The sequence below is a fragment of the Paenibacillus pectinilyticus genome (genome assembly GCF_001700435.1).
Lineage (GTDB): Bacteria > Bacillota > Bacilli > Paenibacillales > NBRC-103111 > Paenibacillus_E > Paenibacillus_E pectinilyticus.
Genome location: NZ_LYPC01000014.1, coordinates 42,918 through 60,722, shown reverse-complemented (window position 1 = coordinate 60,722; position 17,805 = coordinate 42,918). Strand labels below are relative to the sequence as shown.

General features: G+C 47.8%; 13 protein-coding genes and 1 other annotated feature. Of the genes, 2 read left to right on the top strand and 11 right to left on the bottom strand.

What is annotated here, in order from left to right; all coding sequences use genetic code 11:
* Window positions 1–7 precede the first annotated feature (7 nt).
* The 4 genes from A8709_RS07900 to A8709_RS07885 all read right to left on the bottom strand — a co-directional run bounded on the left by A8709_RS07900 (window position 8) and on the right by A8709_RS07885 (window position 6,767).
* Window positions 8–1,381 (bottom strand): bifunctional folylpolyglutamate synthase/dihydrofolate synthase, encoded by a 1,374-nt coding sequence (locus A8709_RS07900; RefSeq protein ID WP_084224747.1) that lies wholly within the window; start codon window positions 1,379–1,381, stop codon window positions 8–10.
* A 70-nt stretch (window positions 1,382–1,451) separates the two neighbouring features.
* On the bottom strand, window positions 1,452–4,112 hold the full coding sequence (locus tag A8709_RS07895; RefSeq protein ID WP_065851759.1) for a valine--tRNA ligase: 2,661 nt from the start codon (window positions 4,110–4,112) through the stop codon (window positions 1,452–1,454).
* A gap of 102 nt (window positions 4,113–4,214) precedes the next feature.
* Window positions 4,215–4,476, bottom strand: a binding site (T-box leader).
* Between the two features lie 195 nt (window positions 4,477–4,671).
* A complete protein-coding gene (locus A8709_RS07890; RefSeq protein WP_065851757.1) occupies window positions 4,672–5,763 on the bottom strand; it encodes a LysM peptidoglycan-binding domain-containing protein in 1,092 nt (363 codons plus the stop codon).
* 116 nt (window positions 5,764–5,879) lie between these two features.
* Window positions 5,880–6,767 carry an RluA family pseudouridine synthase gene (locus A8709_RS07885; RefSeq protein WP_065851755.1) on the bottom strand — a complete coding sequence of 296 codons (888 nt, stop codon included), beginning with the start codon at window positions 6,765–6,767 and terminating at the stop codon, window positions 5,880–5,882.
* A 270-nt stretch (window positions 6,768–7,037) separates the two neighbouring features.
* Here A8709_RS07885 and A8709_RS07880 point away from each other — a divergent pair, with 270 nt between their 5' ends.
* The gene (locus A8709_RS07880; RefSeq protein WP_065851753.1) at window positions 7,038–8,498 is read left to right on the top strand and encodes a phosphodiester glycosidase family protein; all 1,461 of its coding nucleotides are present in this window, start codon (window positions 7,038–7,040) and stop codon (window positions 8,496–8,498) included.
* Between the two features lie 103 nt (window positions 8,499–8,601).
* On the opposite strand, the gene hemL is transcribed toward A8709_RS07880, so the two are convergent.
* Window positions 8,602–9,900, bottom strand: coding sequence for a glutamate-1-semialdehyde 2,1-aminomutase (gene hemL, locus A8709_RS07875; protein ID WP_065851751.1), 1,299 nt, complete (start codon window positions 9,898–9,900; stop codon window positions 8,602–8,604).
* Window positions 9,901–9,982: 82 nt separating this feature from the next.
* Between hemL and A8709_RS07870 the strand changes: the two genes are divergently transcribed.
* On the top strand, window positions 9,983–10,642 hold the full coding sequence (locus A8709_RS07870; RefSeq protein ID WP_065851749.1) for a Crp/Fnr family transcriptional regulator: 660 nt from the start codon (window positions 9,983–9,985) through the stop codon (window positions 10,640–10,642).
* Here A8709_RS07870 and hemG read toward each other — a convergent pair whose 3' ends face one another.
* The 6 genes from hemG to hemC form a co-directional block, all read right to left on the bottom strand.
* A complete protein-coding gene (gene hemG / locus A8709_RS07865) occupies window positions 10,643–12,109 on the bottom strand; it encodes a protoporphyrinogen oxidase (protein ID WP_065851748.1) in 1,467 nt (488 codons plus the stop codon).
* Window positions 12,106–13,053 carry a ferrochelatase gene (hemH, locus tag A8709_RS07860; RefSeq protein ID WP_065851746.1) on the bottom strand — a complete coding sequence of 316 codons (948 nt, stop codon included), beginning with the start codon at window positions 13,051–13,053 and terminating at the stop codon, window positions 12,106–12,108. The genes hemG and hemH overlap by 4 nt, the downstream gene beginning before the upstream one ends.
* A 1-nt stretch (window position 13,054) precedes the next feature.
* Window positions 13,055–14,119, bottom strand: coding sequence for a uroporphyrinogen decarboxylase (gene hemE, locus A8709_RS07855; RefSeq protein ID WP_065851744.1), 1,065 nt, complete (start codon window positions 14,117–14,119; stop codon window positions 13,055–13,057).
* A gap of 193 nt (window positions 14,120–14,312) precedes the next feature.
* Window positions 14,313–15,305 carry a porphobilinogen synthase gene (gene hemB, locus A8709_RS07850; protein WP_065851742.1) on the bottom strand — a complete coding sequence of 331 codons (993 nt, stop codon included), beginning with the start codon at window positions 15,303–15,305 and terminating at the stop codon, window positions 14,313–14,315.
* On the bottom strand, window positions 15,302–16,846 hold the full coding sequence (gene cobA, locus A8709_RS07845) for a uroporphyrinogen-III C-methyltransferase (RefSeq protein ID WP_065851741.1): 1,545 nt from the start codon (window positions 16,844–16,846) through the stop codon (window positions 15,302–15,304). Before cobA ends, hemB begins: the two co-directional genes overlap by 4 nt.
* Before the next feature lie 5 nt (window positions 16,847–16,851).
* Window positions 16,852–17,796 carry a hydroxymethylbilane synthase gene (gene hemC, locus A8709_RS07840; RefSeq protein WP_065851739.1) on the bottom strand — a complete coding sequence of 315 codons (945 nt, stop codon included), beginning with the start codon at window positions 17,794–17,796 and terminating at the stop codon, window positions 16,852–16,854.
* Window positions 17,797–17,805: the final 9 nt, after the last annotated feature.

Here is a 17,805-nt window from a genome sequence, read left to right as displayed (position 1 = left end):
GCCGTTCTCACCATCCTTTTTCAGAATCGGTTTGATAGGTTATCCAAGAACGAACATCAGAGATTAAATACAGCGTGCCTGATACGACCGCCAGATCATCCTGCTCAGTTCTATCTGTTAATAAGGTAAGAGCTTGCTTCCAGTCGCGTTCAATCACAATGTCAACTTCGAGATTCATCTCACGAAGTAGTCCGCTTGCGATTTCTGCGAGCACAGCAGCATCCCCTTTTTTATGAAAATTAGCTTCGGTAATGATAAGTGTATCCACCAATGGTAGTATATGCCTTAAGTAGCCTGTATGATTCTTGGTCGCTAGCATTCCAATCATCATGTGGAGCTTCTTATAGCTGTAGACATTCTGAAGCGCTGCAGCGAGTGTAGCTGCTCCTTCTGGGTTATGTGCCCCATCGAGAAGAACCCGCGGCTCCTGTGAAACCATCTCTAATCTACCCGGCCATTTAGTTCCCTGTAGACCTTTCTGTAAATCCACATCATCCACGATGGTCGCATAATATTGACGCAGAACTTCAAGTGTCATGACAGCGACTGCCGCGTTTTTTAATTGATGCTCGCCGTTCAATGTGATAGACAGGTCCGGAATTGGTCGAAACGGTCCATTAAACTGGAAGGCTTGACGATCAAGCTCACTTGTCACTTCAGTCAACGTAAATTGATCGCCAAGAGAGTACAGCGTCGCCTTTTTGGCTTTGGCCGTTTGCTCAATTACGCGCCAGATGTTCTCGGGTTCAACCGCTGTAATAACAGGGACACCAGCTTTAATAATCCCCGCCTTTTCAGCAGCAACAAGCTCTAGTGTGTCACCCAAAATATCCATGTGATCATGGCCAACATTCGTAATAACGGTAACGATTGGATTCACGATATTCGTGCTATCCAGCCTTCCCCCTAGACCTGTTTCCCATACTACATAATCGGGATAAGCCACTTTCCCAAAATAAAGGATTGCCAGTGCTGTCGAAATTTCAAACATCGTTGGCGGACCAATTTCCGTTGCAGCAATCTCATCAACAATTGGCTTCAAATCATTCACTAATCGGAGTAAAACGTCATCTCCAATATCAATGCCGTTCACTTGAATACGATTGGAATAACTAACTAAATAGGGCGACGTAAATGTGCCCACGTCGTAGCCACATGCCTGAAGAACGGAAGATAAATACGCACATGTAGAGCCTTTGCCATTGGTTCCAGCCACATGAATGAACTTCAGTCTACGTTCAGGGTTCCCTAACTTCTCCATTAACAACTGCATGCGTTGGAGGCCCGGCTTCATGCCGAGCTTCTCCATCCGTCCCACGATCCAGTCAATGGCTTCCTTTGCGGTTTGGAATGCATCCGCATGGTTCTTTATCTCATCCATTGTTCTCATCCTCATTTACTATATGAATCACCTGATTAATGAACACAGGCGATCGTATATATTACGTTATTTAAGCTTTTAACTCCGCTAATCGAGCAATCACTTTGTCCCGCTTATCTGCATAATCTGCTAACTTCGCCTTCTCTTCTTCGATCACTTTGGCAGGTGCCTTCGCTACGAAGCCTTCATTGCCCAGCTTTTTCTCAATTCGCTCAACCTCACCATGCAAGGATTGCAGCTCTTTGTCCAAACGAGCAAGTTCTTGTGTGATATCGATCAAGCCTGCAAGTGGCAAGAAGAGCTCAGTTCCCGTAATAATCGCTGTCATCGCTTTGTCTGGTGCAGCCATATCCGTATCGATCTCCAGCATGGATGTGTTACAGAAACGCTTCAAATACTCTTCGTTTTTGCGGAGAATATCTTGGGTCTCACCATTCGTCGGTTTAATCAGCAACTCTACTTTCTTACTCATTGGCACGTTCACTTCCGCACGGATATTACGAACGGAACGAATCGCTTCCATCAGCAACTCCATCTCGCGAACAGCATCTCCTGCTTCGAAGTTAGCATTCTCGGTCGGCCAAGCCGCCAAAGTAATCGTATCGCCAACGTGCGGCAAGTGCTGCCAAATTTCTTCCGAGATAAACGGCATGAACGGATGAATCAGACGTTGCGTTTGATCCAATACATACGCAAGAACGGATTGTGTTTGCTTTTTAGCTGCAGGATCCGCGCCATATAGGCTCAATTTACTGAACTCAATGTACCAGTCACAGAGATCATCCCAGATAAAGTTGTAGAGAAGACGTCCTGTTTCACCAAACTCATAGCTGTCGATCAAGCGCGTGACATCACGCACTGTCTCGTTCAAACGGTGCAAGATCCAACGATCTGCCGTTCCGCTCACACCTGTCAAATCAATGTCTTCCGCTGTTACACCTTCCAAATTCATGAGCGCGAAACGCGAAGCATTCCAAATCTTATTGGCAAAATTCCTTGCTTGCTCAACCCGCTCCCAACGGAAGCGCAGATCCTGACCTGGCGTTGAGCTTGTGGAAATCATATAGCGCATCGCGTCCGCGCCGTATTTCTCAATCACTTCCAACGGATCAACACCGTTTCCAAGTGATTTGGACATTTTACGCCCTTCGGAGTCACGAACAAGGCCATGCATTAATACATCTTTGAACGGAATTTGATCCGTGAATTCAAGCGCTTGGAAAATCATGCGAGCTACCCAGAAATAAATGATATCGTAGCCTGTTACGAGAACACTTGTCGGGTAGAAACGCTTCATGTCTTCGGAATCATTCGGCCACCCTAGTGTGGAGAAAGGCCATAGAGCGGAGCTGAACCATGTATCCAACACATCGTTATCTTGTTTCAGATTGGCGCTTTGACAATGGGAACATGCCGTAGCATCTTCACGAGCAACCGTGATTTGACCGCAATCTGCGCAGTGCCAAGCTGGAATACGATGTCCCCACCAAAGCTGACGGGAAATACACCAATCACGTACATTTTCAATCCAGTTCAGGTACGTTTTCTCGAAGCGATCCGGTACAAAATTAACACCTTTGCCTGATTTCTGCGCTTCAATCGCTTGATCAGCCAGTGGCTGCATTTTCACAAACCATTGTGTAGATAGATATGGCTCGATAACAGCACCGCTACGCTCGCTATGTCCAACTTGGTGAACGTGTTCTTCGATTTTGATCAGAACACTTTGCTCTTTCAAGTCAGCAACAATTTGCTTACGGCACTCGAAACGGTCTTGCCCTTGGTAAGGACCCGCGTTCGCGTTCATCGTTCCAGTTTCGTCCATCACCAGAATTTGCGGCAGATTATGACGTTTTCCTACTTCAAAATCGTTCGGATCATGGGCTGGCGTAATCTTCACCGCGCCGCTGCCGAACTCTTTCTCAACATAGTCATCTGCAATAATGGGAATTTCACGATTAACGATTGGAAGCAGCAAGGACTTGCCGATCAGATGCTTATAACGCTCATCCTTCGGATGAACAGCAACCGCTGTATCGCCTAACATTGTCTCTGGACGCGTTGTCGCCACTACGATGGAGCCTGAACCGTCCGTCGTCTCATATTTCAAATGATACAGGGCACCTTGAACTTCTTTGTACTCTACTTCAATATCCGAAAGAGCCGTGCGTGCCGCCGGATCCCAGTTAATAATATAGTTGCCGCGATAAATCAAACCTTTTTCAAACAAGCTGACGAACACTTCCCGGACCGCTTGCGAAAGTCCTTCATCCAGCGTGAAACGTTCCCGGGAGTAGTCGAGAGAGAAGCCCATCTTAGCCCATTGCTCACGGATCGTATCCGCATATAATTCTTTCCACTCCCAAACCTTCTCCAAGAACTTCTCGCGACCCAAATCATAACGGGTTTGCCCTTGTTCGCGAAGCTTCTGCTCCACACGGGTTTGCGTTGCAATCCCAGCATGGTCAGAGCCTGGCAGCCAAAGTGTATCAAAGCCTTGCATCCGCTTCGTGCGTACAAGAATATCTTGCAGGGTAAAATCAAGTGCGTGCCCAATGTGCAGCATCCCCGTTACGTTCGGAGGCGGAATTACAATGGTGTATGTCTCTGCATCAGGGCGGTTCCCTGCTTTGAAGAATTCGTTCTTAATCCAGTAATCGTACCACTTACGTTCCGCTTCTTTCGGATCATACGTGGTAGGCATTTCCGTTTGTAATTTGGTTTCGCTCATAAAAAGTACCTCCATACCTGGTAGATGTTATTGTGATTGCAAGTTTAATTTGTAAGGATCGAATAGAAGCGATGAAATAGACACAAAAAAACCTTTCGCCCCAAAAAGGACGAAAGGTATAACTTCCGTGGTACCACCTTCATTTCATGCGATTGCCCCAATGGCAAATAACATGACACTTAAAACAGATAACGGCTGCGACCGGCAAATGCTAATGCACGCAAGAACCGATAATTCGGATGCTTACACTCACATTTACTGCTCCAGGGCGACTTCGATCGGATGTATCCTGAGGAACCTCTCAGCGCTGCAGTTCCACTCTCTGAAGGGCGTTCCGACTACTACTCCCTATCCTTGCAATTCCATATGTTGGTTTGAAAATGATTTACACTATATGATAACTAAGATTTGGCATATAGTCAATATGTAACCGCCTTGATCCTATGATTGTCACGGTTATTCCATAGTATTGGGTATAAATAGAAATTGTATACGTGTAAATACATAAAGAGCCCCCAGCCGCTCTTGCAGCCAGAGGCTCTTGCCTATGTATCGGTTATTATCTGGGCAGATAAATAACTTGACCCACTGTAATATCCTGATCGCCCATACGATTCATCAACTGAAGCTCGCGTGTAGTCAATTGATATCGCTTAGCGATGGATTCCAACGTATCTTCTTTCTGAACGATACACAATTTCAGCTTTTTAAACTCTTGCGATTCGGATCGGCTTTGTAAAAACAATCGTTTCCACTCTACCGCATCTATCCGCGATTCCGCCTCAAGAGCCGCTTGCGCCTCTGCTTCCGCAATCCGCTTGTCGGAAAGATACGAGCCTGCCTTTGATAGTAGCGATTTGATGCCATATGGGCTAACCTCCACCGCGTCAGTCGCCTTTTTGCCGAAGGCAACTTTCAGCTCCTTTTTCTCCTCAGTAACAACCGTACTGTCAGCATGCGGTGTCACCTTCAGCTCGATTTGTTCCAACTCAACGGCAACCGAGCCATCGCTTGGAGGCATATCAGGCTGGACTGAAATCGTCGCTTCTGGTGCTGCCGCAATTAGATTGGACGGCATTGGCGTTGGCATCGGTGTAGGGATTGGCATCGGAGCAGGCGGTGGTTGAATCACTTGAGGCACTGGCTGTTCCTGTGCGATTGGAGCTGGGATTTGCTCAGGCATTGGAGCAGGCATGCTGTAAGGAGCAATCGGTTCCGATCGTGGGTAGTCAATCTGATGCACGAAAGTAACCTCTTCTTCCTCTTTCCAGCTTTCTTGCGGTGTAGATACCATTTCCACACCTTGTAAGGAAAGAACGCCAGTCACATTCAGGCTGCGAGCAGACAAGAGGTCGATATCGAAATTCTCGATTTCCACCTGAATATCTTCTACGCGATGAATACGGTTCAGAGGCAACGTAATCTCAACAGGAATCAAATGCTCTAGTGAACGAGGGCTTCCACCTTCTTCACTTAAGTAATTGCCCGTAAGAAGCAAGTTCCCTTTCAGAATCGCTTGATCATCCAGCGTTAGCACTTGAATATGAGGAAGCAATTCAACCTCATTCAACTCTTGTATGGCTGCCAAATTCTCTTGTAAGTGCACACGTTCATAGATATCAAATCTTAAACCAGGCTGTTGTTCAGACACCGAATGAATCCTCCCTTCCATAAACTCGGACGATAAAGCAGCACCGAATTGTTGGGTGATATACTTGATTGTCTCTCTAAGTATATGGGTGGATAAGGCCAGGCATGACTACATTTTTATTCGGCCGACATCTGGTCCAATAAAGTCTGGAAATCCATCGGATACGGGGCATGAACAACGACTTCAACCCCAGTTACAGGATGTGTAAAAATAAGTCTCTCGCCATGAAGTGCTTGCCGATGGAACAATCGCGATGAGCCTCCGTATAGGGTATCGCCGACGAGCGGATGACCCACATGACTGAGATGAACCCTAATCTGATGTGTTCTTCCCGTCTCGAGTTCTACCTCTAGGAGTGCTCCCCGTTTCATTTGTTGAAGAACCCGATAATGGGTACGTGCCTCGTCACCATTCGGAGCAACTCTACGTTTCCCAGAGACATAACGGTCTTTGCCGATTGGCTCATCAATCCAACCTTCTTTGACTCGAAATACCCCTTCTGTAATCGCCACATACCTTCTATCAATCTGCTTCTCTCGCATCGCTTCATCCAATAAAACGTGTGCCCATTCATTTTTGGCATACAGAATAACACCTGTCGTATCCTGATCGAGACGATGAATATGGCGAATCCCACAAGCTTGCTCCGTCACTGCAAAATAATGCGCTACAGCAGAAGCCAGTGTGCCTCCCTGTCCAGCTTCGCTAGGATGAACCGACATCCCTGCCGGTTTATTTACGACTAAAACGAACTCATCCTCGTATAAAACGTCTAATGAATAGGGTTCTGGTTTGAAAGCTGCTTTTTCTTGAGGAAATATCCGTAACCGTGCCATCCCGTCTTCTACGCGAATAAGTCCTTGCGAGGCTAAACGTAGAAAGTATTTGCGAGGCACAGGTAAACAGGCTGCTAATTCCTCAACAGCGCCTGGCCGAAGCGGTTTCCACCCCTCATGCGGAAGTGGGAGTTGGAGCCATTCACCGCTGCGCGTCCAATTGATCATGATTTCATACCTTTACGGAAAGAAAGGAAGATTGCTAGAAGAACTAATAGAAATACAAAAACAATCGCCATCAGGTCGATCGGAAAATCAAAAAAATAATAACGTTTCATATAATAGAACGAGCTCCTTCGTGTTTATCAGGGTTTACGTACACTTTATTTTAACAATTACCATTACCAATTGCATGTAAAAATATGATACTATAAGTCTTGTATTGTTTTTTTTCGACATTTTCTATCAATTTATGAATAGAGCAGGAGATGAACAACCTTGGGTAGTTCAATAGCAAATCATTTTCGCAATTATAGTTGGCTGAAGCGGACTTTACTAGTTATAGCAGCATGCACATTCTTAAGTTCAAGCTTTTTATTCTTAACTCCGCCAGGTACATATATTCGTGAGTACTTAGCCAAAACCGTCATTACTACACAGCATCGTGACTGGGCATGGATCTTTGTTGGTGCACAGCGTAGGGATCAGATGGTTCTCGAAATGCAGAATTTGACTGAAGTCAATTCCATTGAGAAGCAAGACATTGGCGCTGTTCAATTTAATAAAAACCGTCCGATCGAGAGCCTAGTCAAAGTTGAAGACATCTCGGGTACACTTTGGAAAGGTAAACGTATGTATGTGTATGACCCGCGAACCATTCGTGTCGTCGTACCTGCTAAACAAGGTGAGGGAGAACGAATTACTGCCATGGTTGAGCGTACAGGCGCTGTTGCCGGCGTTAATGGCGGCGGCTTCAATGACCCGGATGGCCTTGGAAACGGATTTGCCCCAATCGGTGCTATTATGTCCGGCGGGAACATTCTTTATACCGACCAAGAAGGCAGTATCCCCCAACAAATTGTCGGCTTTACAAAAGAAGGAACGCTTATCATCGGTAAGTATACGATCAACGATTTGCTGAAACTTGGTGTGTCAGAAGCCGTATCCTTCTATCCTCGCGTTATCGCGAATGGAAAGCCCCTTATCACAAGCGGTGATGGAGGTTGGGGACGTGCACCACGTACGGCAGTTGGGCAAAAAGCAGACGGAACTGTCATCTTTATCGTTATTGACGGACGTCAAACTTCAAGTGTCGGAGCTACTTTGAAAGAAGTACAGGATCTATTCCTTGAAGATGATGTTATTAATGCCGGTTTCCTTGACGGCGGCGCCTCTTCAGAGATGGTTTACAATAATGAATTGGTCACGAAGCCATCCAGTCGTTACGGCGAGCGTCGACTGCCTTCCGCTTTCTTGGTATTCGATCATCCCGATCAAGTAGAAGTAAAGAACGTCTGGGCAGGATTGACTTCCATTGATCCAGGCGGTGCATATGATCATCCTGATTTCTTGAAAGAGCAAGCCGCGCTGAAAGCCGCAGGCAAACTGCCTACCCCAACGCCGAAAGCAACGCCTAAGCCTTCAGCTATACCTGAAAATACGCATGAAGCTGGTAAACCTGGTGAATCGTCATCCCCATCAGCTACTGAATCGGGCAAACCGAACGCGAGCGATAAGCCTAGTTCATCTAATCCACCAGCAACAAGCCCAACGCCATCTCCAGGGACTGGGACAGGAACTAATAATGGGACTACTGAAGGTGGCAGCACGAAGCCGCCATCAACAACGCCGTCGCCTACACCAAGTGCGACACCGAAACCATCACCAACAGGGAACGGCTCAACAAACCCGCCTAATTCTCAAGTCAATACAACATCACCAACGGTTAAACCGAATTAAGGATATATGGATGGGCAGCTCTTACGTAGCATAGCTACGAGAGCTGCCCTTTTCTATGTACAAAAAAACCACCCTCTCCGAATGGAGAGAGCGGTTTAACATTTTACAGACGCTTCAACGCTTCACGATGAGCGCCGATCGTCAACTCAATATCCTCATCCGAGTGAACAGTGGAGACGAACATGCCCTCAAACTGCGAAGGAGCAACCGATACGCCAAGATCCAATAAATGACCGAAATACGCATTGAAACGATTCAGGTCTGATGTTTTGGCTGTGTCATAGTTGGTCACCTTCGTCTCTGTGAAAAACGGACAAACCATCGACCCTACACGATTGATCGTGCTGGCGATGCCGAACTCTGCTGCATTTGCAGCAAATCCTGCTTCTAATTTAGCCGATTTCCGTTCCAATTCCTCGTACACATTCGGCTGGCCGAGCAAAGATAATGTCGCATATCCTGCTGCCATGGCAAGAGGATTACCCGAGAGGGTTCCCGCTTGGTAAATCGGGCCTGCTGGAGCCATTTGCTCCATAATGTCCAGACGGCCGCCATAAGCGCCTACAGGAAGCCCACCGCCAATAACCTTACCAAGACAGGTTAAATCCGGTGTAACGCCGTATAACCCTTGTGCACAGTTCTTATGCACGCGGAAGCCTGTCATCACCTCATCGAAAATCAATAAGGAGCCATATTGCTTCGTAATATCACGTAGACCTTGCAGGAAGCCTGCCGCGGGAGGAACAACCCCCATATTTCCTGCGATAGGTTCAACGATTAGCGCTGCAATCTCTTCGCCAAACTTTTCGAATACGAGTTTCACAGAGGCTAAATCATTGTATGGCACAGTAATCGTATTGGAAGCTACACTGCTCGGTACACCAGGGCTGTCCGGCAGTCCTAGCGTCGCGACGCCAGATCCTGCTTTAATGAGCAACGCATCTGCGTGACCATGGTAGCTGCCTTCGAATTTCACAATTTTATCGCGTTTTGTGAATCCACGTGCAAGACGTAACGCACTCATCGTCGCTTCCGTCCCCGAATTTACCATGCGCACCATATCAATGGATGGCACGCGTTCAATGACCAGCTTCGCCATTTCGGTTTCCAGCAGTGTCGGAGCACCAAAGCTAGTCCCCTTCACGGCCGTAGCGTGAATAGCCTCCAAAACCGTAGGATGGGCGTGCCCAACTATCAGTGGACCCCATGAGCCAACATAGTCAATAAAGGTATTCCCATCGATATCCGTAACCCTTGAGCCAGATCCGCTTTCCATGAATAACGGCGTTAAGCCAACTGATTTGAATGCACGAACGGGACTATTCACGCCCCCAGGGATCAGTCCCTTCGCTTCTTGAAAGGCTGCCGAGGAACGTTTGTCGATTCTGCTCGAATTTTCCATTTCTTAACCCCCCAATGACTTGATATTGTGATAAAATGAGGTAATCATCTACCCATAACTACCTACAAAGGCGGTACACTTCATGCTAGAGCTTATCAAAAAAGTACCTTTATTCGCCCAACTCAGCGAGCAGCAATTGAACGCCCTAGTTCAAATATGTACAAGACGTACTTATAAAACCGGTACGATCTTATTCGCAGAGAAAGAAGTTGGTTCTGTCTTTTACATGGTACTTAGTGGCTCAGTCAAAATCTATACAACAAGCAATTCCGGTGAAGAGAAAATATTATCCATTTGTAAATCTACCGAAAGCTTTGGAGAGCTGTCACTCATTGATGGCAAGCCCCGCTCTGCTTCCGCCCAAACCTTAGAGGAATCTGTGCTACTCACGATAACTGGCCAGAGCTTTCTGGAATTGCTTCGTGCCCATTTTGACATGAGCCTTGGCATCATGAGAGAGCTTAGCAATCGATTGCGCGATACGAACCAGCAAGTGTATGATCTCACCTTTGTAGATGCAAGAACCCGCGTCATCAAAAGCTTAATTAAGATGGCCAACTCGCATGGCATGCGGAAAGGTACATCAATCGTAATTAAGCTCGTACTTAACTATGATGAAATTTCGCAGCTTGCCGGTGTTCAGAAAGCAACGCTCATGCAAGTGATGCGTGATCTCGAAGAGAAGAAAATTCTGACGATTTCCTCCACAGAATTCACTCTTGATTTGACAAAGCTGCGCTGATTAGCCTATAGCTGCTGCAACAGCATTCTGTTTCATTTGATGCAGGACAAGATCCGCAAGCTGTGTTGCGGCTTCTTTTCCTTGTCGGATACAATCCGGCAGCCCAACGCCATGGAACCCAGCACCTGTTACGAAGACGCGTGGCATCAACGCTGCAAGCTCCTCACGGAATTGAACGAGCTTCTCCAAATGATCCACTGGATATTGCGGCATCGACTGCATCAATCTCGTGACTTCAGCGAAATGCGGTTCCGCCGAGATACCAAGTAAATCATTAATATCATGTCGTGCTTTACTGATTAATTCCTCATCTGACCACGCAGGCCATGCCTGCTCACCCGCACGACCAATATAACAACGCAGCAGAACCTTCCCTTCAGGCGCAGCATGAAGCCACTTCGCTGACGTTAAGGTGCATGCGGTAATGGTATAGCCTTCATGCTTGGGAACTAGGAACCCTGATGCATCTAGTTCGAACGGAATGTCTTTGCGATCGAATGCCATAATGACATTCGCAACCGAAATATAATCGATCTTCGCAAGTTGTGAAGCTGCTGGCAGCTCGAAGAGTATCTTGGCCGCTTGATAAGTTGGTGTCGTCACAATGAGACCATCAACGATCTCACGATGCCCATCCTCAAAGGTAACCTCCGCTTGCTCCCCATCGACTTGATGCACAGCTGCAACACCAACCTCAGGACGTAAATCAACGGTCCCCAAAGCTTCGACTAATCCATTCACTAGCGTTTGAAGTCCGCGCTTGAACGTCACAAAAACCGAACTGCGAATGGCTGCAGGCAAATGAGCGGTTTCCTCTGACACATTTTTGCGACTCGCCATCATCCCTAGAATCAAACTCCGATGCTTCTGCTCCATAGCCCGGAACTGCGGGAACGTGGACTTCAAACTAAGTTTATAGGTATCCCCCGCATAAATCCCTGCTAACAGCGGCTCAACAATTCGCTCCAGTACTTCCTTACCCAGACGGCGTTCCAGAAAATGACCGAGTGACTCATCCCCTGCGATATTCCGCTTAGGTAGAATTAGATCCATTGCCGCACGAATTTTTCCGCCTAGAGAAATCAAGCCTGTCTTCATAAAAGGTGTCATTTGAGTCGGGATGCCCAGGACTAAGCCTGGCGGCATCGGATGCAGCTTGCGCCCGCGAACGATAAAGGTTTTCTTCGCTTTCGGATTAGTCCCTGTAAGTTCATTCTCCAGGCCAAGATCATAGGCCAGATCAATAATAGGGCGTTTCCGAGCTAAGAAGGAATCCGGCCCTTTTTCAATGACAAAGCCTTCTCGTTCAAGCGTATGAATTTTCCCGCCAAACTTAGGTGACTTCTCCACCACAGAAATACGGAAGGGGGCACCGCTTGCTTCCAGCTGTTTTTTCAAATAGAAAGCAGCGCTGAGCCCCGTGATGCCGCCGCCGATAATCATGTAATGAGGCACCTTCGTACTCATTTCGCTGCCGTACTTTCTTGCCATTTGGTATATACAACATCGCTCAAGGTTTCCATATATAAAGGATCAGTATTCAGCGACTCCGTACGCTCCAAGTGTACGCCAAGTTCTTTGGCCAACGCTTGTGCCTCGATATCGATATCGTAAAGCACCTCTAAATGATCAGAAACAAAGCCGATCGGACACAGCAGGATTTTATCCACGCCTTCTTCTTGTTTGATCGTACGCATCACATCCAAAATATCTGGACCTAGCCAAGGCATCGCCGTCTGTCCCGCACTTTGCCAACCAAATTGCCAATTCGTAAGGCCAACTCGCTCAGCAAGTGCTTTGGAAGTTGCGAGCAATTGATCCGGATACGGATCTTTCATTTCAAGAATTTTCTCAGGCAAGCTGTGCGCCGTAAAAATGACACGAACGTTATGACGATCTCCTGCTTCAAACTTACTCAGCGCGTTCTCTACGCGTGTTTGCAGAGCATCAAGCAGCTTCGTATGAAGATGGTAATCCAGTACGAACGTCATTTTCAGACCAAGCGCTTCCGCTTTATCCTTAGCTCTCTTCACATAACCACCGACACTCATCGTTGAGAAATGAGGCGCTAGAACGATCCCTACAGCCTCTGTGATGCCATCCTTAACCATTTGCTCAACACCGTCTTCAACGTAAGGCTGAGCGTGTTTCAGACCCTGGTAACACACAAATTCGAGGTCAGGATGCTCAGCGCGAAGCGTCGCTTCAAGACCTTTGACTTGCTTATTCGTATTTTCACGCAGCGGGAAGAAGCCGCCAACAATCGCCTCATAACGCGTCGTCAATTCATGCAGCTGCTCAGGCGTCGGCGGATGGCCACGTCTGATATGTGTGTAGTACGCTTCAACTTGATCTAAGCTTTCCGGCGTACCATAGGACATTACTAATACACCAATACGCGTTTTCGTCATGTTAAACACCACTCTTTTCTGCTTGCTGTGTCAAAACGGAATGCGAATACGAATGAACAAACGTCGTTAATTCCTTCAGCTTCTCAAGCGATGCTTCTGGGAATAAGCCGTGTCCTAAGTTGAAAATAAACCCAGGCTGCTTCATACCTTCATCCATAATAGCCTTCGCTTGCGCTTCAATTACGCTCATCGGCGCTGTTAAAATATACGGATCCAGGTTACCTTGCACCGCATAACGATTCTGGAGTCTTTCACGGCCAACCGAAATTGGCACGCGCCAATCCAAACCAATGACATCCGCTTGAATCGTCGTTAAATACGGCAGCAATTCCCCTGAGCTCACGCCTGGGAAATAAATTTTAGGTTCTTTGAGATCCGACAGCTCTTGGAAAATTCGCATCATGGTTGGGCGTACATAGACGTCAAAATCGGCCGGAGAAAGCGCACCAACCCAGCTATCAAACACTTGAACTGCTTTGGCGCCAGAAGCAATGTGCGCACGCAAATAAGTAATGACCATATCACCGAGCTTATCCATCAACGCAAACCACACAGCCGGTTCCGAGTACATCATCTGCTTCGTACGAATGTAGCTCTTGGAAGGCTTTCCTTCGATCAAATAGCTGGCAATCGTGAATGGAGCCCCTGCGAATGAAATCAACGGTACTTCTAATTCTTTATCGAGGATGCGAATCGTTTGAAGAATGTGAGATAAGTCCTTCTCCACATCAATCGGACGCAGACGCTCCACATCTTGTGCCGTGCGAACTGGCGTATGTATGACCGGCCCGATATCTTTGACAATATCAAAATCAACACCCAAAGACGCAACTGGATTCATAATATCCGAGTACAAAATAGCTGCATCTACACCCAGCTTTTTGATCGGCATCATGGTCACTTCAGCTGCAAGCTCCGGTTGCTGACAAATTTCGAGTAATGTGTACTTTTCCTTGATCTTCCGGTAATCCGGGTCGTAGCGACCCGCTTGGCGCATATACCACACCGGCAGTGTATCTACCTGTTCCTTGCGGCATGCTTTAATAAAATTATCCCTATAGCTCATGAGGCACCTTCCTCTTGTTTCCATCTATTCTCATTCATTATGCCCTAATTATACCCCTCTCACAACCAACGTAAGCTGACGTATTGCGACAAAAGTATGACAAAAGAACCACCGCACTCTGATTCCTTCACCTGCCGTTTCCCGGAGAAACAACTTGTAGAGATCACTGAGAGCAAATGGTTCTTATTCGAACTTATTTTTGAAGGTAACGCGCAATATCTTTAGCAAAATACGTCAAGATAATGTCAGCACCCGCACGTTTAAAGCTTGTCATCGTCTCCATCACGATCGCTTCTTCGTTCACCCATCCTTGCTTCGCAGCAGCCTTCACCATGCTATATTCAGCGCTCACATTGTAAGCTACAACTGGCAGGTCAAAGTTCTCCTTGAGCATACGGATAATGTCCATGTAAGCGAGCGCTGGCTTCACCATAAGGAAATCAGCTCCCTCTGTTACGTCACTCTCCGCTTCACGAAGGGCTTCACGGCTGTTCGCCGGATCCATTTGATACGTTTTCCGATCACCGAATTGCGGTGTGGAATCCGCAGCATCACGGAATGGACCGTAATAGGCTGAAGCATACTTAACCGAATACGCCATAATCGGCGTGTTCTCATAGCCGGCCTCATCGAGTCCAGTGCGAATGGCTTGTACATAGCCATCCATCATGTTCGATGGTGCAATAATATCTGCACCTGCTTTGGCTTGGGATACCGCTGTGCGAACAAGAAGCTCTAAAGATGGATCATTCGCAACGTCCGCTTGGCCTGTAATGGGGTGATGATGAATAACGCCACAGTGGCCTGTATCCGTAAACTGACAAAGGCAAGTATCCGCAATGATGAGTAAATTCGGGTTAATTTCTTTAATCAGTCGTGCTGCTTGCTGAACAATGCCGTCCTCCATAAAGGCCGATGTCCCAATCGCATCCTTCGTATTCGGAACACCGAATAGCAGAATCGCTTGGATCCCTAGCTGGGTGATTTCATCGATTTCTTCCTTTACTCGGTCTAACGAAAAATGATACACACCTGGCATAGAAGCTATTTCAGACTTCACATTCGTGCCATGAGTAACAAAAATAGGTTGAACAACATCGTTAACCGTTACTTGATTTTCACGTACTAAATTACGAATAGCTGCATTTCCGCGTAAGCGGCGGTTACGAACGATTGGAAAACTCATGATAGATTTCCGCCTCCTTGAATCATGCTTTGTACCAAAGAAGCGACTGTCGCTTCTTCAGCCATGTATGTGATCGGCAGACCAACTTGAGCAGCGGTCTCTGCCGTTTTGGGACCAATAACTGCAATTTCAACACCTTGGAGCAACGATAGTGGATCTTCTATCCCCAATTGCTTGAGGGCTTCAAGTAAATTCGTCACCGTAGATGAGCTTGTAAAAGTGATAATATGAATGCTTTGATTTTGCAAAAGGTGAATGATTTCTTCGCCGTCATCGGTGGTAAGTACATTCTCGTACACATCGACTTCCGTCACGTCTAGACCTAACTCCTTCAGTGTAGAAGGTAAGTAATCACGTGCCAAGTCAGCCGTCGGCAGAAGAACCTTCTGACCTGCTTTCAAATCCCCTTGAATGGCATCTAAGATGCCTTCGCCATGATACTTGGCTGGAAGTACGTCTGCCACGATGCCGCGCTCAGCTAACGCCTCAGCTGTCTTAGGACCAACAGCCACGATGCGGGCGCTGCCCATTCTGCGGACATCGATCCCCCGCTCCCTCATTCTGCGGAAGAAGAATTCGACACCATTCGCGCTCGTCAATAAAATCCAATCGTATTGCTGGAGATCATCTAAGGCTTGGTCTAGCGCCTGTTGCGCTTCTGGGCGACTTGGCGGCTGCAAGCGAATGACAGGGAACTCCACAGGCTCTCCACCGAGATCATCGATGAGATCCACAAGTTCACTTGCTTGGCTCCGAGCTCTCGTAACGAGTACTCGTTTACCAAACAGCGGCTTCTTCTCCATCCAAGCCAGCTTCTCACGAAGCTTGACAACTTCACCCACAATAATAACCGCCGGTGATTTGAAGTTCGCTTCTCTTACCTTCTCTGTGATATCGGCCAATGTACCTGTTATCGTCGCTTGATCTGCCCAAGTGCCCCATCGCACTAGTGCAACTGGCATTTCGGGCGGTTTGCCGCAGCGAATCAATTCTCGGCAAATTTGCTCCAGATTGGCAACGCCCATGAGGAATACCATCGTACCAATCGCTTTGGCAAGATGTTCCCAATTCAAGGAGGAATACGTTTTGTTCGGATATTCATGTCCCGTGACGATCGCAACGGATGAAGTAAAATCGCGATGTGTAACAGGGATTCCTGCATAGGCAGGGACGGCAATAGAAGACGTAATCCCCGGGATGATGTCGTACGTAATTCCGTTGTCTACAAGCAGCTCGGCTTCTTCGCCAACTCGGCCAAATACACTGGGGTCGCCGCCTTTAAGCCGAGTCACCACTTTGCCCTGCAACGCCAAATCTACCAGCAGTTGATTGATCTCTTCTTGCTTTAATATATGTTTGTCCGGCAGCTTGCCAACAAAGATGAGTTCTGCTTCCGGTCTGCGATGCTTCAATAATCGTGGATTAGCCAGACGGTCATACACGATGACATCTGCCCGCTGAATGGCTTCCATCCCACGAACCGAGATAAGCTTAGGGTCTCCTGGACCGGCTCCAACTAGAAAAACTCTACCTTTGTTCACTAAGCTCACTCCCTCACTTCAGCTAGTATCCGTTCAGCTCCCTGTTCGATGAGCTTCTCAGCGACCAACCTTCCCAGCGCTTCCGGATCATTACCGGAAGCTGTCTCCTTGAGCATGGTCGCGCCATCCGGCGTGCCAACCATGCCTGTAAGGGTCAGCAGCGTTGATTCACCGCTGCTGTTCTCGACCACGCTCGCGTAGGCGCCGAGCGGCACCTGGCAGCCTCCATTGAGTCTGCCAAGGAAAGCCCGCTCCGCTCGCACTGCGAGCGCTGTTGGCTCATGCTGGAACTTGCCCAGCAAGTCCAGCACGAATGTGTCGTTGCCGCGGCACTCGATGCACAGCGCTCCCTGCCCAACGGCAGGGAGGCATAGCTCGGGCGGCAAGTACGCGCTGATGCGATCTTGCCAGCCGATCCGGTGCATACCGGCGGCAGCAAGCATAATCGCATCGAAATTCTCTTCTTCGAGCTTGCGCAGCCTCGAATCGATATTGCCCCGGATCGACTCGATCCGGAGGTCCGGGCGATGATGCTGCAGCTGGCTGGCGCGGCGCAGCGAGCTTGTCCCGACGAGCGCGCCTTGCGGCAGCTCGTCAAGCGAACTATATCCGCGCGTGATTAACGCATCGCGGGGATCTTCGCGCTTCGGAATCGCGCCGACCACTAACCCTTCAGGAAGCTCGAAGGGCATGTCCTTCATGCTATGCACCGCGATATCAATCTCGCCGTCCGTCAATGCCTGTTCAATCTCCTTAACGAACAGCCCCTTACCGCCGACTTTCGATAACGTGACGTCTAAGATACGGTCACCTTTTGTTACAATTTTCTTAATTTCAAATTGACATTCGATCCCGTGTTCTTCAGCAAGCTGCTTCAAAAGCTCCACAGCTTGTCCTGTTTGGGTCAAAGCCAATGCGCTTTGTCTTGTTCCTACAACAATCGTTCTCATGCTTCTCCG